The following is a 23,225-nucleotide window of genomic DNA, read 5'->3' as shown; positions in this document are numbered from 1 at the left end:
TAAAATTTGTTTCCTGAGGTAAACATTATGAAGACCAGATTCCTCAATTCGTGATAAAGTAATGTCGTGATGCAGTGACGAAGTATTGTTGTAATTCCCACATTTTATTGCATCACAACGTGACTCTGTTACAATATCACACTCTTAAATTCCTCTTAATTCCTTGCCGTAGTTTTATATTGCCTTACATTTGCCGATCAGGTATTTAAGATAGATGCAAAAAATTAAAGTACTTCACATCATAAAATCCCTCGGGCGGGGTGGAGCAGAAATGTTACTGCCCGAAACCTTAAAGCTTCACGATAAGGAAAAATTCGAATTTCATTATATCTATTTTTTGCCCTGGAAGGATCAGATGGTAGAGGCAATAAAAGATGCCGAAGGAAAAGTGACCTGTTTTGAAGCCAAAGATAATATTCGTTTGCTAATTCAGTTTAAAAGAATTATTAGGTATTGTAAAGAGCATAAAATAGACCTGATCCATTGTCATCTTCCCTGGGCAGGATTTGTAGGGAGATTGGTTCATAGAAAAACCGGAATCCCGGTTATCTATACCGAGCATAATATGCAGGAGCGCTATCATATCGCTACTAAAAGTATTAATAAAATTAGTTTTAATTCGCAAAGCCTTGCTTTGGGGGTCTCGCAAGATGTAAGCGAATCGATCAAAAGGAATATTCAACCGAAAATTCCTGTGCAAACACTGTTAAACGGAGTTAATACCGAGTCTTTTCAAAGATCAGGCGATTCAAAAATAAGATCGCAATTGGGTATTCCGGAAGATGCCATTGTAATCGGAAATGTAGCCGTATTTAGGTTTCAAAAGCGCCTTGTGGAATGGTTACAGGTAATTAAAAAGATTCGGGAGAAGAATTCAAATGTTTACGGAATTATCGTTGGTGCCGGACCTTTAGAAGAGGAGATCAAAAAGGAGTGGAAGGATCTCGAATTGGAAAAATTTGTGTTTTTTCCCGGTCTTAAAACCGACGTTAAGCCTTATTTTGAAGTGATGGATATTTTTATGATGGCTTCGTCCTTTGAAGGTTTGCCAATTGCTTTGCTGGAAGCTATGAGTATGGAATGCGCTGTGGTATCGACTGATGCTGGAGGAATAAAGGAGGTTATTAGAGATGGAAAAGATGGGTTGACCTGTCCGGTTGATGAGTGGGAGCAGCTTGCGAATAAAGTTCAGATTTTACTTGATGAGCCTGAGAGTCTGAAAAAATATAAACTAGCAGCACGGAAACGAGTTATAGAATTATTTAGTTTACAACGAATGGTTAAGGAATTGGAGGAATTATATGAAGAATATAGTGTTTGAAGTTTAAAGTTTCCCGTTTAAGGTTTAATGTTAATAGGTGAAGGAGTGACGAAATGATGCTGTAACGAAGAACCGTTAGTTCGTGATTCGGTAATTCGTGATTTGTTAATTTGAAGAGTGTTGGGCTGGTTTAGGAGATTGCTTCGCTTTATTTGTTGCTCAATGACGAGAGAGCTGATTAGAATACTACTACTGCCCCTGGTTTTATTTTTATTGCATAAATCAGGAATAATGAAGTTTAGTTCAGGGTTGTAAAGAGGAGATTGCCGCGCTCCTTTCGTCGCTCGCAGTGACGGAAGGAAAGTAAAGCGTAATGTATTTTATATTTATCTTATTGTAATCGTCATTGCGAAGGATCCCGATAATTATCGGGAGTACTGAAGCAATCTGTTGTTCTATGATTCGATACCCGGTTGATATTTAATTACAATGTAAGATTAGTATTACAGGTTTTAAGAAACAGATTGCCACGTTCCTTCGTCGCTACCATTGACAGAGATAGATTTTATTATTTATTAGAGAGTTATAGGAGTAGGTGTAAAATACTTAATAGAAAATATAAGCGGCCTATCGAAAATTGATCGTGAAATTTGAAGTGAGATGTCGTTTAAATTTTATGCTGTTTGAGCGAAACGTCTTTTTCTTTTTACTCCTACTTTTCCCGCGAGTTCAGAAAATTTAGACATGGAACGAAAAATTTAGATCCATTTTAGTAAGCCTAGATTTTTTGGTTCTTTTTCATCAATGGAAAAAGAACAGAACACCAATCTATTCGAGCCTCATGAATTAAGGAATATCATGTTTATCTGTCATTTCCCTCCGCTAGATAAACTTTTTCTGCGCTCTAGCAATGATGGAAGTAAAGTAATCTGTAAATTCGTAATCTTTTAGTCGTCACTGCGAAGGATCCCGATAATTATCGGGAGTATCGAGAGGTGCTATTGAGTCACAAAATCAATGGGTTCTCGATACAGCGCTATTTTCGCTTTAGGCTCAAATATCGCCACTCGAACTGACGGTTGTTTCGTTAACTCGTTTTTAGTTCATTGGTTAATTGGGAATTTGATAGTTTATGAGTGATAAAATTAGAAGATTGTCGTGCACCTTTGTCGCTCGCAATGACGGACGAAAAGGAAATAACCAATTGATCAGGTTTTATATTAATTCATAACTTGCGGAAAATTATTTAAATGCACATCAGAGAAGCAAATCATAATGACATTCCACAGATATTAAATGTGCTAAAGGCCAGCCTGGGAGAGACTTCTTCAAAGAAGACGGAAGAGGTATGGCGATATAAACATATAGATAATCCCTTTGGGGAGTCTTTAGTATTGGTGGCAGAGGAAGATGGTGAATTGATAGGGATAAGAGCTTTTATGCGCTGGCAATGGCAAAGAGGAGAAAAAGTTTACTCTGCATTTAGGGCGGTAGACACTGCGACGCATCCAGATCACCAGGGGAAGGGAATATTTAAAAAACTGACCTTAAAGGCCCTTGAAATAGGCGAGATACGTGGAGATCATTTTGTCTTTAACACCCCAAATGCTCAAAGTAAACCCGGGTATCTAAAAATGGGGTGGGAAGAAGTGGATAAACTTAAAATACACTTGCGTCCCTTGAATTTACTAGAGCTTAAAAATAAAGAATTAGAATATAAAACCTCAGGTAGTGAAGAGGTCATTGAAGGACTTTTAAATTCTTATTTTAAGCAACTAAAAACTACCGACAGACTTTTTACCCCTAAAGATATTGCTTATTTAAAATGGCGGTATCTAGATAATCCTTTACAAAGTTATGTTGTAATTTTCGATAAAGAATATTTTATAGCGGGTTACGTTAAAGAACGGAAAAGATTTCTTGAATTTAGGGTATCGGAAGCTATTTTCAGTAAAACCGGAGGCAAATCAGCCAAATCGGCTATTTTGAAATTAGCAAAATTATCTGAGGCAAAGGTTTTAAGTATATCTCCGGATGCCGGGATTAAATTTAAAGCGGGAATTAAAGGGAATTTTGGTCCGGTTCTTACTTATAAACCCATTACACTTAGCCAACCTGATTTTTTAAATTTAAAAACCTGGTCTTATAGTTTAGGAGATCTTGAATTATTTTAAATGATAGGAGCCTTAGTTTTAATATTATTTTTATTTGGTATCACCCAGGGGGTGTTTAGCTCTTTCTCAAAAAAACATAGATGGTTTTCTAAAAAATTGATGAATACCCTCTATTTATATCATTTATTTTTTTTGGGAATATACTATACTTATGCTGCTTTTAATCCATCTGATTCAATAAAATATTTTGAAAGACCTCAGTGGTATAGCTCTTGGGGTAATTATTTCGGAACTAGTACCACCTTTATCGATTTTATTTCCTGGCCATTTATAAATGTTTTTGGCTTTAATTATGAAATGATGATGGTGCTCTTTGCCTGGTTCGGGTATATTGGCTTTGTTTACGCCTACCTCTTCTTTAGAGAGAATATACCCATTAAAATTAAAGTATTTAATATTGATTTTCTGGTTTTGGTGCTATTTCTTCCTAATATGCATTTCTGGACGGCATCTTTAGGAAAAGGAGCTCCAATATTTATGAGTTTAATGATGTTTGCCTATGCAATAAAAGATCCGAAAGGGCGGTGGGGTGTTTTAATTGTAGCTTCCATAATCACCTATTATATAAGACCCCATGTATTTCTGTTTGTAGCAGCCGGCACAGTATTGGGTTATATGACGGGTAAAGAAAAAATCGCTCTTTGGAAGAAAATGTTAGTCTACATTGGCATGATAGGTGCCCTTATCGTTGTACAGGACACTATTTTGGGGATGGCGGGGCTTAATGAATCGGAGGACCTAATAGAAGGCTTTGATGAGTTTTCTACAGAGAGGGGTGGAGAACTTGCAAAATCGGGTTCCGGTGTTGATATGGTAAATTATCCTCTACCGTTTAAATTATTTACTTTCTGGTTCAGGCCTTTGTTTATAGATGCCCCGGGAGCTCTGGGCTTAATAGTTTCTATGGAGAATCTAATATATCTTTTTCTATTTTTTAAAATTCTGAAGAAGGATTTTATCAGTTTTTTAAAAAAGTCACCTGTCGCCGTAAAAATGAGTATTACTGTGTTTTTGCTGGCATCCATCGCGATGTCCTTTGTGATGTCCAATCTGGGAATTATAATGCGGCAGAAATCCATGGTAATGTATTTTCTTTTTTTTGTAGTTTATTATTATCTGGCGCAGAAGAAATATGATAGGATTGTTAAGTTGAAAAGAAGGAGGAAAAAAGCTTTGGAGAGTAGAAAACTTGAAGTTGGTTAATTTCGGTTCTCGGTTCTCGGTTCTCGGTTCTCAGTTATGAGTTATGAGTTTTCGGTTTTAATTCGTTTATTGTTTGGGGTTTGTAGTTTATTGTTAGGGTTTTACGTTCAAGCTTCAACGTGTTTTTTTTGTCAGGCTGAGCCTCTTTTTCCGGCTGGGAGGACGGATAAAGAGATGGTCGAAGCCGTTTTTCAGTTCTGAGTTCTCAGTTCTCGGTTTTCTGTTAAAGGATGTTTGTTGTTTAGGGTTTGTAGTTTGGTGTTCCTTAATTCGTGATTCGTTAATTTGTTAGTTCGGGTCGGCTGTTGTCAGTTTTCAGTTATGGGTTCTCGGTTTTAGTTCTGTTTGTTGTTTAGGGTTTGTTGTTTTAGTTTGTTAAGGTTTTACGTTCAAGGTTCAACGTGTTTTTTTGTCAGGCTGAGCCTCTTTTTCCGGCCGGGAGGACGGATAAAGAGATGGTCGAAGCCGTTTGTCTCAGTTCTCAGTTATGAGTTTCGGTTAGAGTATGTTTATGGTTTATTGTTTGTTGTTCTTGGTTTTAGTTTATTGTTAGGGTTTTAGGTTCAAGGTTCAACGTGTTTTTTTGTCAAGCTGAGACCCGTGATAAAAAAATTACCTAGCGGAGGAAAATGACGTTTTCGAGCAAAACCAGTTTTAAACTCCGTGTGTGAGTGTAGAAAATCAGCAGCGTTAAAAATTTTTGAAGCCCTGGAAAAAATTTAGCCGCTGATTTGCGATTTTTTGGCCTTGTTGCCAAAAAAACACCTCCACATAGGACGCCTTTTTTTGTTTCGTTTTAATTGTATCCGACGAACGGAGTGAGAGGAATACACTCAAAAAATGAAAAAGGAAACTTCCAAACCAGGTAAGTTTCTTTTTGAATTATAAAAACATAAAAAACAAACCTAAATATTAGGGTTTTAAAAATACGTCAATGGTAGTTCGTTTGTAGTTTGGTGTTTATGGTTAATAGTAGATTATAAATTTTAATCTTAAAAAAGGTTTATGGAAAACGGTACTTTAGTAATATCATTGGATTTTGAACTGCTGTGGGGGGTGTTTGATAAGGTGGATTGGAGGGAAAAGAAAGAGTATTTTCAGAATACCCGGAAGCTAATTCCGGTAATCCTTGAACTTTTTGAAGAATATGAGATATCCTGTACCTGGGCTACAGTAGGCATGTTATTTAATGAGAACTGGGAAGAGTGGAATCAAAATATTCCAGAGATACTGCCCGAATATGATAATGAGAAGCTTTCTGCATATTTATACGGGAAATCTATGCAAAGTAAAGAAACCGAAGCGCTTTGTTTTGCTCCTGATCTTATAAAAAGGATTAAAGAAACACGAGGGCAGGAGATAGGTACTCATACTTACTCCCATTATTACTGCCTTGAACCGGGGCAAACGCCGGAAAGCTTTAAGGCCGACCTGGAAAAATCCAGGGAGCTCGCAGAGAAATTTGGAATTAGGTTGAAATCTCTGGTATTTCCCCGAAATCAGTATAATTCAAACTATCTGGAAGTATGCAGGGAGATCGGCTTAAGTACCGTGAGGACCAATCCGGATGTTTGGTACTGGAAGAATACCCAGCAGGACAGTCTTCAGCATAAAATATTTAGAACAGGAGATGCTTATATTGGCCTGAATAATAAATCCTACCAGAATACTCCTAAAATATCTCCCGGAATTACCGGACAAAAAGCAAGCAGATTGCTAAGGCCAAATAGTGGAAATGATTTTCTCGATAAGGCACGTATTAAAAGGATAAAATCTGAATTAAATTCAGCAGCTAAAAACAAAGAAATCTATCATTTATGGTGGCATCCGCATAACTTCGGAGATAAGCCCGAAAAGAACCTGCAGGAACTCAAATTTATCCTGGAACATTTCAAATCTCTTAAAAACGAATTTAATTTTGAATCTTTAAGTATGATGGAGGTTGCAAAGAAGGCTGTAAAATAGTTATATGAATAGTTTGATCTCTATTATTATTCCTGCCTTTAATCGGGCGCATATGCTTCCTGTTGCCCTGGAGAGTGTTATTAATCAGACCGCCGGCAATTGGGAACTTATAATTATAGATGACGGCTCAACTGATGATACCAGACAGCTAATAGCCAAACATCTTTCAGACAAAAAGATTAAATATTATTTTCAAAAAAAAGCAGGGGTTTCTGCCGCTAGAAATAAAGGAGTAGAATTAAGCCGGGGAGATTATATTATTTTCCTGGATTCAGATGACAAATTTTTACCCGGACTTATTTCCAGATTAAATGAAGTTGATTATACCAGTTACGACCTGATATGCTGGCAGGTTTCGAAATTGATCGACGGAAAATCTTCAGTTTGGAAACCTCAGAAACTTGAAAAAATCTATAATAATATTAAGGCGACATTTCTGGCGGGTAGTGTTTGCTATAAGAAAGAAGTTTTTTTACAGGCAGGAGGTTTCGATCCAAAGATCTCTTTTGGAGAAAATTATGAGTTGGGAATAAGGATTGCGAACCTGGAAAAACTGAAAATTAAAATTCTTAACCAAGGCTTTCTTTTTTATAGTATTCAAACCCAAAACAGATCGAGTGATTCCATTCACAATAAATTGAAATCCAACACCTATCTTCTTTGCAAACACAAGGAAAAATATAAAAATGACTCCTATTCTCATTCCAGGCTGAAGTACCAATTAGCTTACTTAAATGAAAAATCAGGAAATAAAAGGGAGGCTTTGAAGCTTTATCGGCAAGCCTGGAGTTTAAGACCTTTATATTTGAAAGCTTTTATAAAAAGTCTTTGGCTGGGCTTGAACCTTTAAAACTATTCAGACTGATTTAAATAAAATTGCACTGCCTTAAATGGTTTCATTCCTTTTAAATATAACACTAAAAGCATTTTTCGTGTTTTTTTAAGTTTTCCTTGAAATCTGGCTATTAAGCTTTCGTCTTTATCTTTATAAAAACAGGCTAATTTTTGAAAAGTCAGGATCTTGGTTAATAACTGGGTCTCCCTGTTTTTTTTTGTCCAAATACCCCCTGAATGTCTTCGATATACTGAAGCTTCAATTTCTGGCTGAAATTTAGCCTTACCTGAGTTTCCTAAAAGACTAATTAGAAAACTATCCACATTGATAACCTGAATCATTTCTTCCGGAAGTTCCCCGAAACATTTACGAAAGCAAACGCTAGAAAGCAAAGGAAGATAAATAAGCCCAGATAATTCTTCTTTTGTGAGGTCCTTTTCAGGTTGCTCTAAAAGGGCCCGGTCTCCTTGGTCGGATGAGGACTCATATTTCTCTTCAAATTTATGGTAGGTTAGGACAAATTCAGGATTAACTTTAAGAAAATCTACCTGCTTTTGAAGCTTAAAAGGGTCTTTCCAGAAATCATCTCCTTCGCAAAATGCGATAAATTCACCCCTTGACTGATAGTAATTATAAAAGGCGTTAAAATTCCCGGTATTAATGCCCATCACCTTAATTTTATTGGATGGATGATGAAGAAACAATTTGATCTTTTCCGGATATTTCCTGGCATAATCAATACATATTTCTCTGGTATTATCTGTAGAAGCATCTTCGCCTAACAATATCTCGAAATCAAAATCGGTTTTCTGATTTAAAATTCCATCCAGGCATTCTGCTATATAAGCCTCATGATTATAAGTTTGGACCAAAACCGAAACTAAGGGATTGGAAGAAACCTGATGGGGAAAGTGTTCCACTTCAGTCTTCTGATATTTTTTCCTAAAGCTTAAAAAATTCATTATTTAAGAAATAATCTGGAGATTTTTTCAGGGTCTAAATCTCTTTTTATGGTTCCTTTATGGGTATATACCGAGGGTTCTAAAATATCTTTTTCGATAACACAACCCATTCCAATAATCGTATTATTGGAAATCGAAATATTTTGTTTAATACTACAATTTAAACCTATGTTGCAATCATCACCAATAGATACATTCCCTCCTGTGGTTACTACACTCAATAGAGAATGATTTCCAATAATACTGTGATGACCAATATTTGAAGCAAATATTATTGTATTGTTTCCAATTTTGATAAATGGCTGTAATGTACAGCCTTCATCAATAAAAACATTTTTTCCTGTTTCAAGGTTTTCCCAATGGCTGGATTTAGATGAGATATATGAGGCGAATTCATATCCCATTTTGGCAGCCCTGTTGTAAATTCGCTCTCTTATCTTATTGCTCCCAACTGCAATAAAAAGTGAATGGTCTTCCGGGGAGAATTCACTATCTAAACTATCAAAAATGGTTAGGGGCTTATTAAAGAATGTATTTTCCTTCCAGAATTCTTCTTCAATACAATATCCAATAACCTTATACTGACTATCATTTTCAAACACATAGCCAACATATTCGGCAAATTTCCCTACTCCGTAAATTATTAAATTTTTCTTCATCGATTTTTATGTCTATCCAATGTCTTTTCAAAGATACCGGTTTTAAAATTGTTTCAAACGATAATCGGTTTCTTCCTCTTTTTGTAGGAAGAAAAAGGAAAGATTTGTTTTTGGACAGAGCAGAATGAAATTTTAACGAATAATTTTAAAAATAGTTTAAAATATTAAAGTAAGGCTCTAAATTTCATTTGTTTAACATAAAAATGTATATCCGTTTAAATCCCTAATATCAGTTTTTGTCACCCTGAGCCTTTCGACTTCGCTCAAGGCAAGCTTTAGTCGAAGGGTCAAACAAAAACGTCTCGACTGCCCGCCAGTACATAGTCGAGATGGCACTCGACGAGGCAATTTTCAATTTAAATTACTTGTTAGGTGTTTTAACGGCCAGTCATTTCTTAAAATAAAACTTATGAAAAATGTTCTTATTTTGGTTTGTATGGCGGCTTTTTTGTCGTCCTGCAGCGTAGAAGACCAACCTGTAAATGAATCTGAACTTAATGAGCTCGATCTGCTTATAGAACGGGATGGGTGTTCAATTTATTCTTTTGAATTTGATGAGGTGGGGCAACTCGAAGTCCGTAGTTTCTATGATTATCTTTCAATTAAATTTAGTTCAAAGCAAAATTACTCCCTTAAAAAACTTAATCTTCACTTTGCAGAAAGACTTGAAGATTTTCCTTTAAATAAAATTGGTCTTATTCCGGGTAGAATGGAACATAAATATAATTATGATGATAATACCTATGAAACCGAAATTACATTTCCTTTAGACGAAGTCCCTGATTCTTTTTTAATGGCAGCTTATGCGGTAATGGAATCCCCGACAGATAAATTTAAGGGATGGGCCGGAGATATAGCCGGCGAAGAGGGAGACTGGAGCTATGCTGAATATGAGGTTAAAGAATTTTCTTTCTATGCCGGAACCGATCAAATGAGGGAAATAAGTATTTCAGATGCTGAAGCTTTACCCAGCTGGGATGCGGTTAGGAAAGTTTATGCAGGAATGCTGGATGCTGGGGTAGACCGTAATAACGGAACATACGAACCGAGTATATGGGATATTATAAATGACTTTAATGATCCGGGTCGGGAATCTAAATTGGGCGATTATACTACCATCTATACTTTAGGAACCGGCGAGTGTTCAGACTCAGTAGAACTGACCCTGCGGGTAATCCCTGATTGAAAAATCTTGAATATCTTCAAAAGAAGCTGTCTGGATTTCGTCAAGCTGAGACCCGTGATAAAGAATTTTATCTAGCGTAGGAAAATGACGTTTCGAGCATAGCGAGTTTTAAACTCCGTGTGTGAGTGTAGCAAATCAGCAGCGTTAATAATTTTTGAAGCCCTGGAAAAAATTTAGCTGCTGATTTGCGATTTTTTGACCTTGTTGCCAAAAAAACACCTCCACATAGGGCGCACTTTTTTGTTTCGTTTTTTGGGCGAGCAAAAAATGAAAAAGGAAACTTCCAAACCAGGTAAGTTGCTTTTTGAATTATAAAAAAACAAACCTAAATATCAGGGTTTTAAAAATACGTCAATGGTAACTTGTTTCAGACTTTATCCCGAATTTACTTCGGGATTCTAACTTGTTTGATTGCCAATATCTTAGGTTCTGACACAATCCCGAAAACTTTCGGGACAGAATAATGATTGAAAAACTTTCCAGACAGCCTCATCCTTACAAAAATTTTACAAATTCCTCCAAAATAAAATACAAAATCCTACGCCAAATTATATTAACAAGTATTTCTACGCTATAACGATTAGCTGAAAATTCATGGGTTTTAAGTGGTAAATTTAGGTAACCATTTTAAATACAAACAGCTATGAAAGCAAAGCTACTTTACTTATTAATCATTGGGTTTTTATTTACTGCCTGTTCAGTAGATCCAATAGATGAAGAAATTAATTTCCAGAAAGTTCAGGAGATTGATTTCATAACAGACGATGTGGGATGTGCAGGATCCGATAATTCAAAATCCATTAGTTATTCTGAAGCCGTGGCTATAGAAAGCTGGGATGAGGTTCGAAAATTATATTTAAGTCTTTTATCCCCGGGAGTGCCCAGGGATGGAACATTTGATCCTTCGATTTGGGATATTATCGATGCTTTCAATGATGCTGAAGATCCATTAGGGGAATATTCTACCACTTATTATTTAGAGGGGGACTGCACTGATTCGGTAGTATTAACAATTACCGTAGTTCCTGATGAACAACAGGAACCCGTATGTGAGGGTGTAGATGCAGGTCCGGATAATTCCACCAGTATCAGTCTTTCAGAGGCAACTGCAATTGAGAGCTGGGATGAAGTCCGTAAGTTATATTTGAATCTACTAGCATCCGGTGTGCCCAGGGCTGGAGCGTTTGATCCCTCAATTTGGGATATTATCAATGCTTTTAATGCCGCTGAAGATGCTATTGGAGCATATACTACAACTTATACCATTACCGAGGGGGATTGCAGTGATTCAGTACTATTAACTGTAAACGTTATTCCAGATGAGCAGCAGGAGCCAGTATGCGATGGCTTAGATGCGGGGCCTGATAATCTAAAAGAAATGAGTGTATCTGAAGCAGCGGCCTTACCAAGTTGGGACGAGGTTAGAAAACTTTATCTCAGTCTTTTGGCTAGTGGAGTTCCTCGTGATGGAGTGTTTGATCCTTCCATCTGGAATTTGATAGATGCCTTTAATGCTACAGATAATCCGGTTGGAGATTACACCACCACCTACACCATAACAGATGGAGATTGTACAGATTCAGTTCAATTGACTATAAGGGTGGTGCCAGATTAAATTGCAATATATACCAGGCTTAAGAGGCTGTCTGAAAAGATCTTTAACTCGTCACCCTGAGACCCGTGATAAAGAAGTTATCTAGCGTAGGAAAATGACAGATAAATATGATATTATTGAATTTATTAATGAGGCTGAAATAAATTGGTGTTCTGTTCTTTTTCCATTGATGAAAAAGAACCAAAAAATCTAGGCTTACGAAAATTGATCTAAATTTTTCGTTCGATGTCTAAATTTTCTGAACTCGCGGGAAAATATGAGCAACGAGAAAAAGACGTGTCGCTCAAACAGCAGAAAATTTAAACGACATCTCCCTTCAAATTTCACGATCAATTTTCGATAGGCCACTTAAATTTTTTACTAATTATTATATACCTACTCTTTAACTCTATAATAAATAATAAAATCTATCTCTGTCAATGATTGCATTTTTCCTTTGGTCGAGCTTAGCGAGTTTTAAACTCCGTGTGTGAGTGTAGAAAATCAGCAGCTTTAATAATTTTGAAAGCTTGTACTGAGCGGAGTCGATGGACCCTGGAAAAAATTTAGCTGCTGATTTACGATTTTTTCTGCCTCCGACGACCAAAAGGGAGAGGAAGGCAGTTGCCAAAAAAACACCTCCACATAGGACGCCCTTCCTGCCCGTCCGTTCAGGCGGGTTTTGGTTCGTTTTACTTGTATCCGACGAACTTAGTGAGAGGAATACATGCAAAAAATGAAAAAGTAAACTTCCAAACTAGGTAAGTTTCTTTTTGAATTATAAAAATATAAAAAACAAACCTAAATATCAGGGTTTTATAAAAACGTCAATGGTAATTTATTTCAGAGCTTGCCCCGACTTTTTATCGGGGGTCTAAGATGTTGGAATTAAGACATGTTAGAATCCCGAAGTTAATTCGGGATAAAGTCTGAAACAAGCCCGCCTGAACGGATGGGCAGGTTCAGCCTGATGAAAATTAAATCTTTCAAACAGCCTCTTTTCGTTAACATTAATTTCAGATAAATACTTTTAAAAAAGTTTAGTTTTGCTTCCCAAACTAATCTTATGCCCAGAAAACTCGTCCGCATAACCACCATCCCACTTTCTCTGGAAAAATTACTGGAAGGGCAGCTAAGCTTTATGAGTAAATATTACGAGGTAACCGCGGTGGCTGCCGAAAAAGAACGTTTGAAGAAGTACGGTAGAAAAAACGGAGTGGAGACCTTTTGGGTAGAAATGACCCGCGCGATTACTCCGGTTCAGGACCTCAAAGCGGTTTGGAAACTTTACAACTTCTTTAAAAGAGAAAAACCCGAGATTGTTCATACGCACACTCCCAAAGCCGGAATTGTTGGTATGTTGGCGGCAAAGATGGCCGGGGTGCCTTTAAGACTGCATACTGTTGCGGGATTGCCTTTGATGGAAACAACAGGAAAGAAGCGAAAAGTTCTGGATCAGGTTGAGAAATTCACTTATAAATTAGCGACAAAAGTTTATCCCAACTCCAGGGGCTTAAGGGAAATTATTTTGAAAGAAGGCTTTGCAAAGGAAAGTAAACTAAAGGTATTGGGGAAAGGAAGTTCCAACGGGATTGATACTAAATACTTTGATCCTTACCAATTTGAGGATACTCAAAAGAAGAATAAAAGGCAATCCCAGGGAATTCCCCAGGAGGATTTTGTCTTTATTTTTATCGGGAGGTTAGTGAGTGAAAAAGGAATTAATGAACTGGTAGAATCCTTCAGAAAACTACAAAGAAAGCATCAAAACATTTCCCTGCTCCTGGTGGGGCCTTTTGAAAAAGAACTGGATGCTTTAAAAGAAGACACTTTCAAAACCATAAGGGATCACGAAAAGATCTTTACTACCGGCTATCAGGAAGATGTGCGGCCTTATTTGGCTGTTTCCAATGCGCTGGCATTTCCCAGTTATCGCGAAGGTTTTCCCAATGTGGTGATGCAGGCAGGCGCGATGAACTTACCCGCAATTGTTAGCGATATTAATGGCTGCAACGAAATTATTTTAGAAGGGGTTAATGGGGTTATAATTCCATCAAAAAATGTTTCAGCTTTGCTTAAGGCCATGGAATTGTTTGTAGAAAATAAAAATTATACTGAAAGGCTATCAGCTAATGCCCGCGAGGAGATCTGTAAATACTATGAACGAAAAGAATTTTGGCAAATTTTGTTAAAGGAATACAAAAGCTTAGAACAGGAGTTTATTAAATCTTAATTTTGTACAAACAAATTTAGCATAAAAAAATCCCCAAATCACTTTTATGTATAAGCACTTTTTTAAAAATTTCCTGGATTTTTTTATTGCTTTTACGGCATTATTAGTACTAAGTCCGTTATTAATTCCAATCACAGTTTTATTAGCTTTGGCGAATCGCGGAAAACCCTTTTTCTTCCAGAAAAGACCGGGGAAAGACGAACGTATTTTCAATATTATCAAGTTCAAAACAATGACAGATGAAAAGGATGAAAATGGAAATTTGCTCCCTGACGAAAAAAGATTAACCGCAATAGGTAAATTTGTAAGAAAAACATCTATAGATGAGATTCCGCAGCTAATAAATGTTTTAAAAGGAGATATGAGTTTAATTGGACCACGGCCACTATTGCCTCAATATTTGCCTTTGTATTCTGATAGACAACGAAAGCGGCACGAGGTAAAACCGGGAATAACCGGTTGGGCACAGGTTAATGGTAGAAATGCGATTAGCTGGACTAAAAAATTTGAATTTGATGTTTGGTATGTAGAGAATTTATCCTTCGGATTGGATTTAAGTATTATTTTTAAAACAATCAAAAAGGTTTTGATTTCTGAAGGAATAAATACCGCAAATATGGCGACTACTGAAGCTTTTAACGGAAAAAATTAAGAATGAATATTTACGGAGCTAGCGGTCACGGAAAGGTTGTTTTTGATATTCTAAAAAGCAGGAATATTCAAGTAGAATCAATTTTTGATGATAATGTTAAACTTGAAGAATTCCTTGGCTTTAAAGTAACGCATGCACCGCATGAGGAGCAACTGAAAACTCCTTCAATTTTAGCTATCGGAAATAATGTAATAAGAAAACAAGTTGCCCGTAGGTTTACCGGTGTGATAGGAGAAGCAATAAGTCATTCTTCAGCAATAATTTCAGATGATATTAAACTTGAAGCCGGTACTATTATAATGCCGGGAGCGATAATTAACGCGGGATCTAAAATTGCAAAACACTGTATTATAAATTCTGGTGCAATTGTTGAGCACGACGTTTTCCTGGAAGATTTTGTACATATAGCTCCAAATGCGGTACTCACAGGAAATGTTAGTGTTGCGGAAGGTACACAGATTGGTGCCGGTGCTACAGTAATCCCAGGGGTTAAGATTGGGAAATGGGCCTCCATTGGTGCAGGTGCCGTAATAATTGAAGATATTCCGAATTTTGCCGTAGTGGTTGGTAATCCTGGAAAAATTATAAAATACTTAAATGAATAAAGATAAAATTTGGTTATCATCTCCCCACATGGGCGGAAATGAGCAAAAATTCGTCAACGAAGCTTTTAAAGAAAATTGGGTTGCACCATTAGGCCCCAACGTAAATGGCTTTGAGGAAGATATAAGAAAATATCTATTTTCTGATTCATCCCGGGAGGGGGCTGTCGCTGCATTAAGTTCAGGAACAGCCGCTTTGCATTTGGCTTTGATAATGCTGGGGGTTAACACGGGAGACGAAGTGCTTTGCCAAAGTATGACCTTTGCTGCTTCAGCAAACCCCATAGCTTATTTAGGTGCCACACCGGTTTTTATTGACAGTGAAGAGGACACTTTAAATCTTTGTCCAGATCAGCTTAGAAAGGCTATTGAAGACAGAGTTTCAAAAGGAAAAAAACCAAAAGCAATAATTGCCGTACATTTATACGGGATGCCGTACAATGTAGATGAAATCAATCGAATAGCCCGGGAGTTTGAAATTCCCGTGGTAGAAGATGCTGCTGAAGCTTTAGGGAGTACCTACAAGGGTGAAAAATGCGGTACTTTTGCCGAGTATGCGATACTTTCATTTAATGGCAATAAGATTATTACAACTTCCGGCGGTGGGGCTTTAGTTACCAAATCTCAAGCTGCTAAAGAAAAGGCAGTGTTTTTAGCAACCCAGGCAAGAGATGCAGCAGCTCACTATCAGCATAGTGAAATAGGTTATAATTACCGATTGAGTAATATTTCCGCAGGAATAGGCCGGGGACAAATGGAAGTAGTTGACAACCGAGTGAACGCCAGAAGACAAATGCACGATTTTTATGTAAATTTGTTTTCTGAAATTGAGGGGGTTAAGGTTTATAGCGCACCAAATGAGGATTATTTTTCCAATCATTGGTTAAGTGTAATAAGTCTGGACGAAAAGAAGACCGGGGGAATAAATCGCGAAGCTTTGCGTTTACACCTTGAAAAATTAAATATTGAAAGCAGGCCTTTATGGAAGCCTATGCATATGCAACCGGTTTTTAAAGATGCGCCTTTTTATGGAGATGGGGTTGCAGAGCGCTTATTTGAAAACGGACTTTGTTTACCTTCAGGCTCTAATCTAAGTCCGGAAGAAAAAAACCGTATTAAAACGGGAATTTTATCCTGTTTTGAGAAATAAACTACCTCGAGGCAAGCCTACGTGGCATTAGTGAAGAATATACCCTGATTTCGAGGCCAGCCTTCGGATCATTAAATCTCGATTATCGAGTAAATTGAATTATGGGAAATAAAGTAAATAATGCATTAAGGAACATACTTTCGGGTACAGATAACGCCCTGGATTTAAGGAATATAAAATATCTTCCCAGATGGGCTGTATATTTGATAGATCTTTCTCTGGTTGCTATTTCAACATTGTTTACCGTTCTAATTATTGTAGACCTTACTCCAAATTACTATACTATACTTAGTTTTTATGATAAAGCATTTATTGTAATATTGGTGCATACTTTTTACTTCTATATATTTAAAACTTATGCCGGGATTATCAGGTATTCCTCTAATATAGATGCTCTAAAACTATTACTGGCCACCATTAGTGCATTTATCACTTTATTGATTATCAATTATATCACCTATTTTGTTATAAAAGAAAAGATCTTTTTGGTAGGCGGCTTATTAATAAATTTATGTATTTCTTTTTCTCTGCTTTTTCTATTTAGGCTAGGTGTAAAGCAGATATATGAATATTTCAAGTTAGTAAGCAGGGATGAAGATATCTTAAATGCGGTTATTCTTGGAGCCGATGAAAACGCGATTTCCATTGCTGGTGCCCTGGATATTGAAATTCCCAGAAGATTTAAGATAGTTGGTTTTTTAACCAATGAGAGACATAACAAAAGTATCAGGTTACTGGATAAGCCGGTTATAAATTATTCGGCTCAAATACATAAGGCTGTTGAATCGGTAAATGCAGAAGCCATTATTCTTTCTGAAAATAATTTTTCTGCTGAAGAAAAATTCAATTTTGTGAAAGATTGCCTTGAGAATAATATTAAGGTCTTTAATGCACCCATTGTTTCTACCTGGGGGGAAGATACTCAACCCATTGCGAAGAAAGTGAAGTCACTTCAAATTGAAGATCTTTTAGAACGGGAACCCATAAGACTTAATCCGGAAAATAAGATAGAGCAGTTAACCGGGAAAACTATTTTGGTAACCGGGGGAGCAGGTTCTATTGGAAGTGAAATTGTAAGGCAGGTTGCACAATATAATCCGAAGAAATTAATAATTCTCGATCAGGCTGAGACGCCTTTACATAGCCTTAGTCTTGAGGTAAACGCAAAATTTCCAAAGCTGAAATGTAAGTTTATAATCTGCGATGTTGGAAACTTTAAGCGTTTAGAACTGATGTTCCAAAACCAACAAATTGATGTGGTTTACCACGCAGCTGCATATAAGCACGTACCGCTAATGGAGGAAAACCCTCATGAAGCTGTTTTTGTAAATATCCAGGGAACAAAAAATTTGGCCGACCTTTCCTTAAAATATAAAGCTTCACATTTTGTAATGATCTCTACTGATAAAGCGGTAAACCCAAGTAATGTCATGGGAGCTTCTAAAAGAGCTGCTGAAATGTATGTGCAGTCACTTTATCATTCAAGTATCAAAGACGATTCAAATACTACTAAATTTATCACCACCCGTTTTGGAAATGTGCTCGGCTCAAATGGCTCTGTGGTTCCGTTATTTAAAAAGCAGATTGAAAAAGGTGGCCCGGTGACTATAACCCATCCTGATATCATTAGGTATTTTATGACAATTCCCGAGGCTTGTCAGCTAGTACTGGAAGCCGGGGCTATGGGAAAAGGGGGAGAGATCTTTATTTTTGATATGGGAGAACCGGTAAAAATTATGGATTTGGCGATAAAAATGATTAAACTTGCCGGTTATGAGCCAGATAAAAATATAAAAATAAGAATCACCGGATTAAGACCCGGCGAAAAGCTTTATGAGGAATTACTGAATGATGAATGTAAAACCCTTCCAACCCATCATAAAAAAATAATGATAGGCCAGGAAGTGGTGAGGGATTATGAAATGATTAGCGACAAAATTGAGAGTATCATTAAATCGGCTAACTCATTAAAAGCCGATAAGATGGTTAAGAAACTAAAAATGCTTATCCCGGAATTTAAGAGTAACAACTCTTTATTTGAAAGCCTGGATAATAAAGAAGAAGTAATAAGTGATTAAAAAAAGCTACATGTTAAAATCAATTAAGAAGCTGGGATTGTTTCTTATTTCTGCTATTATAGTTTCTAGTTGTGCCACCAAAGATCAGGTGGTATATTTTGATGGATCAGAAAATCTTGAAGGCCAGGAAAACCTTTTGGATTATGAACCCGTGATTCAAAAAAACGACGTTTTGCGAATTACGGTTTCTTCCTCTTCAATAAATGAAGAAATCGTGGCTCCTTTCCAACACCCAATGATGAGGCAGGGAGGAGGTAATATAGGCGGTGGTGGTCAAAATCTTTCTTTAACGGGGTATTTGGTGGGATCTAATGGAGCTATTCAATTTCCGGTATTAGGTACAATAGAGGTTACAGGTCTTTCACGTACAGAAATTCAGGAAATGCTGCAGTTAAAAATTAGGGAGTATGTTAAAGACCCTGTAGTAGATGTGAGGATTGTTAATTTTAGTGTTACTGTTTTAGGAGAAGTAGGCTCCCCGGGGAGATTGCAGATTACCGATGAACGAATTACTATGCCAGAACTATTAGCAATGAGTGGCGATATAACCTATAATGGTAGGCGTGAGAATATTAAAATAATAAGAGAGGTAAATGGAGTCAAAACTATAGGCTATATTGATATGACTGAATCTGATCTTTTTGAAAGTCCGTTCTACTATTTAAAACAAAATGATTTAGTGTATGTAGAGCCCACCTATAGAACGGTTAAGTCAGCTGGATTTTTTAGCAGTTACCAGGGGATAATTTCAGTAGGCACCACAATAATTAGTCTTTATTTTTTAATTAATAGCCTTTAAATGGAAGAATTAAACGACTTCACTGAAGAAAAGGAAGAATCAACTTTCGATTTAAAAGCAGAAATTTTTAAATATCTAACCTATTGGAAATGGATCTTGCTCGGTTTTCTTATAGGCGGTTTATTAGCCTATTTATATAATAGGTATACTATACCTAAATACAATACCGAAGCTACGATGATGATCGTAGATGATCAGGAGCAAAATGCCATGAACGCCACCCCTTCCGGTGGCGGAGCTATTTTTTCTCTGGGGGATGATGGTATTCAAAATCATATAGAAAAACTAAAATCTAAACAGCTGGTAGAGAGTGTTGTAGGTGAATTAGATCATAACATCAGCTATTTTATTGAAGGAAATGTGATTACCGTTGAGGCTTATAAATCAAGTCCTGTTTTAATTGAATTTATTACTCCTGACAGTATTGTTAATTCCATTTCTAAAAATTTGATCGTTACTCCAACTTCAGATACTTCTTTTAAGCTGGAAGAGGAGACCAGTGGGTATTCAGAGAATCATAAAATTGGTGAGTTAATAAAAATAGAGAATTTAGAGTTTACAATATTACCTCAATCAGGAGAAGAAGAAGGCACTTTTAGAAGAACTCGTTCTGTAAATATAAAAATACAAGCTTTGAGATCTGTAGCTGCCGATTATATTTCTAAATTACAAATTGCTCAAAAAGGTCAGGCCAAGGATATTTTAGCCTTAAGTTTAGTTCAGGCATCTTCTGATAAATCTGAAGATTTCCTGAACAAATTAATGGAACGCTTTAACGAAGAAGGGATTAAAGATAAACAGGAGGTTGCAGAAAATACTACTAAATTTATCCAGGATAGGCTTGAAATGATTACCACAGAATTAGATTCGGTAGAAGTTGGGATTGCCGATTTTAAGCGACAGAATCGAATAATGGATATAGGAAGTGGAGCTTCGGAATTTCAAACTAAATTTACTGCTGCCGAGCAGGAAATTTTCAATATTGAGACACAACTTTCCCTTCTTGAGTCTATTGAAGAAGTTTTAAGAAATCAGGGGAATTATGAGTTATTGCCTGAGGTAGGAATAAACGAAGGTGGTGTTTCTGGTTTAATAAACTCCTATAATGCACTTGTTATGGAGCGTAATATCTACTTAAAGGCAGGAACTGCAAAGAATCCTGTTGTAGAGACCATAACCGAACAACTTGATAGTCTACGAGAAAATCTTTATGAAAATATAGGAAGTACCAGGCGTTCATTGAATGTGCGATTAAGGGAACTCAATCAGCGAGAAAATGTAGCACAAGGACAGTTTAGCAACTTTCCCGGATTGGAGAAAGGAATGCGAAGTATACAGCGGCAGCAGGAAATCAAAGAACAACTCTACTTATTTCTTTTACAAAGAAGGGAAGAAGCTGCAATTTCTTTTGCTGCTACTGCTTCTGTTGCCCGAGTAATTGATGCTGCTTTTACTAATAATGCGCCGGTAGACCCCAAACCCTGGTTGATTTTAGTAGGTGGATTTATCATAGGCTTAATTATCCCAATTCTCATTATTTTTCTCAAAAATATGATGGATACCAAGGTTCACCATAAAGGAGAATTACAGAGCTTAACTAAGCATGTACCGTTTATAGGAGAAGTTCCAAAAATTACCGGAGACCAAAGTGAACAGATAGAACTTAATGATCGCTCTCCCTTAGCTGAGTCATTCAGGATTTTAAGAACCAACCTTGCTTATCTAATCCAAAATAAAGATATGGATAGGGGAGAAATTATCTTTATAACCTCTACCATTAAAGGTGAGGGAAAAACCTTTATTTCCTATAATATGGCCAGGACTTTGGGGAGTACCGGAAAAAAAGTTCTTTTAATTGGAGCGGATATTAGAAACCCCAAATTACACAGGTATGCCGATGTTAATGCGGGGGAAAAGGGATTGTCAGACTACCTGTATGATTTTGAAGTGACAGAAGACCAGATTATTTCTAAAGATCAAAGTGGTAGTATAAAAATAGATATGGTGCTCTCCGGGCCAATACCTCCCAATCCTGCAGAGTTACTTATGAACGATCGTATGGAGCAGCTTATAAAATATGCTTCTAAAATATATGATTATGTTCTTGTAGATACGGCGCCTACCATGATTGTTACCGATACCTTACTTATTAGTCCGTTGGCTGATACCACGCTTTATGTAGTGCGAGCCGATCTAACCGATAAGAAAATGCTCGATTTTCCTAAAGAACTCAAGCAGCAAGGAAAGATTAAAAGTCCGGCTATTATTTTAAATGATGTCGATTATTCTAAATTCTCCTATGGGGCTAAATATGGTTATTCTTATGGATATGGTTATGGCTACGGAGTCGATAAGGAGTCCCGCTGGCAGCGAATAAAGAATAGAATGACGGGGAAAAAATCATAATTGTTAGATTTTTTGTTCTGGCTTATTTCCATCATAACGAGACCAGTGATAAAAAAAAATATCTAACGTAGGAAAATGACAGATAAATATGATATTACTGAATTATTAATGAGGCTGAAATAGATTGGTGTTCTGTTCTTTTTCCATTGATGAAAAAGAACCAAAAAATCTAGGCTTACGAAAATGGATCTAAATTTTTCGTTCGATGTCTAAATTTTCTGAACTCGCGGGGAAAATATTTGTAACGAGAAAAGACGTGTCGCTCAAACAGCAGAAAATTTAAACGACATCTCACTTCAAATTTCACCATCAATTTTCGATAGGCCGCTTGAATTTTCTACTAAGTATTATATAACTACTCTTTACTCTCTAATAAATAATAAAATCTACCTCTATCAATGGTAGCGAGGCAGGAGCGGGGTAATCTTTTGTTCTCCGTTCCCGGTTCTCAGTTATGGGTTGTCAGTTTTTAGTTTAAGCTACAAAATGTTTAGTTGTCCCGGGGTGATAATACTTTTTGTCAAATCACTAATTAACGATTAACCATTAACTATTAACGAATTAACTAAAAAAGAACCCCTCCGTCTTTTCGTTTTGCAAACGAAAATCCACCCTGCCCGACTTCATCATTCAGGCGGGCTCCCATTGAAAAAAGGGTGAGGAGCTTTTATACCGAATTTACTTCGGGATTCTAACATGCTCTAATTTCCAATATCTTAGATTCTGAAACAAGCCCGCCTGAACGGACGGGCAGGTTACCATTGACGTATTTTTAAAACCCAAATATTTAGGTTTGTTTTTTATGTTTTTATAATTCAAAAAGAAATTTACCTGGTTTGGAAGTTTCCTTTTTCATTTTTTGTGTGTATTCCTCTCACTCCGTTCGTCGGATACAATTAAAACGAAACAAAAAAGTGCGCCCTATGTGGAGGTGTTTTTTTGGCAATTGCCTTCCTCTCCCTTTTGGTCGTCGGAGGCAGAAAAAATCGCAAATCAGCAGCTAAATTTTTTCCAGGGCCCTTCGACTCCACTCAGGACAAGCTTTCAAAAATTTTTAACGCTGCTGATTTGCTGCACTCACACACGGAGTTTAAAACTCGCCATGCTCGAAACGTCATTTCCCTCCGCTAGATAAAACTTTTTATCTCAGACCTCAGAATGACGATTTAAAGAATTTTTCAGACAGCTTCAAGGGAAATCATACAATTTTCTCAATTGCAAGGAATAGCTTTTTAAAATGAGAATGAAAAAAAGCGTATCGAGAACAGCCTGACCTCACCACTTCTCGATACACTCCCGATTACATCGGGACCACTCCTTTAGACTTGTATTAATATATTTATATTAAGCTAAATTAAAAGAAGAGAGCTGAACTTAAGTACCCTAAAGACACTCAGAATTTACAAATTCATACTTCGATTCAGACTTAAGTTCAGATTTTCATCAAAAATCTCTAATAGAAATTC

At 36.7% G+C, this 23,225-nt stretch carries 16 protein-coding genes; 14 read left to right on the top strand and 2 right to left on the bottom strand.

The features are described from left to right. Nucleotides 1–214 precede the first annotated feature (214 nt). The 5 genes from LB467_RS05165 to LB467_RS05145 all read left to right on the top strand — a co-directional run bounded on the left by LB467_RS05165 (nt 215) and on the right by LB467_RS05145 (nt 7,453). On the top strand, nt 215–1,321 hold the full coding sequence (locus LB467_RS05165; protein WP_224472959.1) for a glycosyltransferase: 1,107 nt from the start codon (nt 215–217) through the stop codon (nt 1,319–1,321). A gap of 1,190 nt (nt 1,322–2,511) precedes the next feature. Beyond that, complete coding sequence (locus LB467_RS05160; protein ID WP_224472958.1) at nt 2,512–3,435, top strand: GNAT family N-acetyltransferase; 924 nt, start codon at nt 2,512–2,514, stop codon at nt 3,433–3,435. A 99-nt stretch (nt 3,436–3,534) separates the two neighbouring features. Then, nucleotides 3,535–4,638: a hypothetical protein gene (locus tag LB467_RS05155; protein WP_224472957.1), complete on the top strand. Its 1,104-nt coding sequence runs from the start codon at nt 3,535–3,537 to the stop codon at nt 4,636–4,638. Nucleotides 4,639–5,643: 1,005 nt separating this feature from the next. Beyond that, entirely contained in the window at nt 5,644–6,603 is a 960-nt protein-coding gene (locus LB467_RS05150; RefSeq protein WP_224472956.1) for a polysaccharide deacetylase family protein, read from the top strand. Nucleotides 6,604–6,607: 4 nt separating this feature from the next. Beyond that, nucleotides 6,608–7,453, top strand: coding sequence for a glycosyltransferase family 2 protein (locus tag LB467_RS05145; RefSeq protein ID WP_224472955.1), 846 nt, complete (start codon nt 6,608–6,610; stop codon nt 7,451–7,453). Between the two features lie 2 nt (nt 7,454–7,455). Here the strand turns inward: LB467_RS05145 and LB467_RS05140 are convergent, their stop codons facing one another. Together LB467_RS05140 and LB467_RS05135 are read right to left on the bottom strand one after the other, a co-directional pair. After that, nucleotides 7,456–8,400: a glycosyltransferase family 2 protein gene (locus LB467_RS05140; protein ID WP_224472954.1), complete on the bottom strand. Its 945-nt coding sequence runs from the start codon at nt 8,398–8,400 to the stop codon at nt 7,456–7,458. Then, nucleotides 8,400–9,059 (bottom strand): acetyltransferase, encoded by a 660-nt coding sequence (locus LB467_RS05135; protein ID WP_224472953.1) that lies wholly within the window; start codon nt 9,057–9,059, stop codon nt 8,400–8,402. The genes LB467_RS05140 and LB467_RS05135 overlap by 1 nt, the downstream gene beginning before the upstream one ends. Nucleotides 9,060–9,468: 409 nt before the next feature. Between LB467_RS05135 and LB467_RS05130 the strand changes: the two genes are divergently transcribed. The 9 genes from LB467_RS05130 to LB467_RS05090 all read left to right on the top strand — a co-directional run bounded on the left by LB467_RS05130 (nt 9,469) and on the right by LB467_RS05090 (nt 21,759). Then, nucleotides 9,469–10,245 (top strand): hypothetical protein, encoded by a 777-nt coding sequence (locus LB467_RS05130; RefSeq protein WP_224472952.1) that lies wholly within the window; start codon nt 9,469–9,471, stop codon nt 10,243–10,245. A gap of 643 nt (nt 10,246–10,888) precedes the next feature. Then, complete coding sequence (locus tag LB467_RS05125; RefSeq protein ID WP_224472951.1) at nt 10,889–11,860, top strand: hypothetical protein; 972 nt, start codon at nt 10,889–10,891, stop codon at nt 11,858–11,860. Nucleotides 11,861–12,905: 1,045 nt separating this feature from the next. Then, nucleotides 12,906–14,072, top strand: coding sequence for a glycosyltransferase family 4 protein (locus LB467_RS05120; RefSeq protein WP_224472950.1), 1,167 nt, complete (start codon nt 12,906–12,908; stop codon nt 14,070–14,072). 46 nt (nt 14,073–14,118) lie between these two features. Next, complete coding sequence (locus LB467_RS05115; RefSeq protein WP_224472949.1) at nt 14,119–14,724, top strand: sugar transferase; 606 nt, start codon at nt 14,119–14,121, stop codon at nt 14,722–14,724. A 2-nt stretch (nt 14,725–14,726) separates the two neighbouring features. After that, nucleotides 14,727–15,329 carry an acetyltransferase gene (locus LB467_RS05110; RefSeq protein WP_224472948.1) on the top strand — a complete coding sequence of 201 codons (603 nt, stop codon included), beginning with the start codon at nt 14,727–14,729 and terminating at the stop codon, nt 15,327–15,329. After that, a complete protein-coding gene (locus LB467_RS05105; protein ID WP_224472947.1) occupies nt 15,322–16,476 on the top strand; it encodes a DegT/DnrJ/EryC1/StrS family aminotransferase in 1,155 nt (384 codons plus the stop codon). Before LB467_RS05110 ends, LB467_RS05105 begins: the two co-directional genes overlap by 8 nt. Nucleotides 16,477–16,577: 101 nt before the next feature. Continuing rightward, nucleotides 16,578–18,554, top strand: a complete 1,977-nt coding sequence (locus tag LB467_RS05100) for a polysaccharide biosynthesis protein (RefSeq protein ID WP_224472946.1) — start codon at nt 16,578–16,580, stop codon at nt 18,552–18,554. A gap of 10 nt (nt 18,555–18,564) precedes the next feature. Then, nucleotides 18,565–19,353, top strand: coding sequence for a polysaccharide biosynthesis/export family protein (locus LB467_RS05095; RefSeq protein WP_224472945.1), 789 nt, complete (start codon nt 18,565–18,567; stop codon nt 19,351–19,353). Further along, the gene (locus LB467_RS05090; RefSeq protein WP_224472944.1) at nt 19,354–21,759 is read left to right on the top strand and encodes an exopolysaccharide transport family protein; all 2,406 of its coding nucleotides are present in this window, start codon (nt 19,354–19,356) and stop codon (nt 21,757–21,759) included. Nucleotides 21,760–23,225: the final 1,466 nt, after the last annotated feature.

The sequence above is a fragment of the Salegentibacter tibetensis genome, from assembly GCF_020164485.1.
Lineage (GTDB): Bacteria > Bacteroidota > Bacteroidia > Flavobacteriales > Flavobacteriaceae > Salegentibacter > Salegentibacter tibetensis.
Note: the sequence above shows the minus strand (reverse complement) of the source record. Positions and strands in the feature narration are given on the sequence as shown.

Coding starts and splice junctions, on each gene's coding strand:
- LB467_RS05130 (WP_224472952.1), top strand. CDS start 9,469: ATGAAAAATGTTCTTATTTTGGTTTGTATGGCGGCTTTTTTGTCGTCC.
- LB467_RS05160 (WP_224472958.1), top strand. CDS start 2,512: ATGCACATCAGAGAAGCAAATCATAATGACATTCCACAGATATTAAAT.
- LB467_RS05095 (WP_224472945.1), top strand. CDS start 18,565: ATGTTAAAATCAATTAAGAAGCTGGGATTGTTTCTTATTTCTGCTATT.
- LB467_RS05115 (WP_224472949.1), top strand. CDS start 14,119: ATGTATAAGCACTTTTTTAAAAATTTCCTGGATTTTTTTATTGCTTTT.
- LB467_RS05140 (WP_224472954.1), bottom strand. CDS start 8,400: ATGAATTTTTTAAGCTTTAGGAAAAAATATCAGAAGACTGAAGTGGAA.
- LB467_RS05090 (WP_224472944.1), top strand. CDS start 19,354: ATGGAAGAATTAAACGACTTCACTGAAGAAAAGGAAGAATCAACTTTC.
- LB467_RS05135 (WP_224472953.1), bottom strand. CDS start 9,059: ATGAAGAAAAATTTAATAATTTACGGAGTAGGGAAATTTGCCGAATAT.
- LB467_RS05125 (WP_224472951.1), top strand. CDS start 10,889: ATGAAAGCAAAGCTACTTTACTTATTAATCATTGGGTTTTTATTTACT.
- LB467_RS05165 (WP_224472959.1), top strand. CDS start 215: ATGCAAAAAATTAAAGTACTTCACATCATAAAATCCCTCGGGCGGGGT.
- LB467_RS05120 (WP_224472950.1), top strand. CDS start 12,906: ATGCCCAGAAAACTCGTCCGCATAACCACCATCCCACTTTCTCTGGAA.
- LB467_RS05150 (WP_224472956.1), top strand. CDS start 5,644: ATGGAAAACGGTACTTTAGTAATATCATTGGATTTTGAACTGCTGTGG.
- LB467_RS05110 (WP_224472948.1), top strand. CDS start 14,727: ATGAATATTTACGGAGCTAGCGGTCACGGAAAGGTTGTTTTTGATATT.
- LB467_RS05155 (WP_224472957.1), top strand. CDS start 3,535: ATGAATACCCTCTATTTATATCATTTATTTTTTTTGGGAATATACTAT.
- LB467_RS05105 (WP_224472947.1), top strand. CDS start 15,322: ATGAATAAAGATAAAATTTGGTTATCATCTCCCCACATGGGCGGAAAT.
- LB467_RS05145 (WP_224472955.1), top strand. CDS start 6,608: ATGAATAGTTTGATCTCTATTATTATTCCTGCCTTTAATCGGGCGCAT.
- LB467_RS05100 (WP_224472946.1), top strand. CDS start 16,578: ATGGGAAATAAAGTAAATAATGCATTAAGGAACATACTTTCGGGTACA.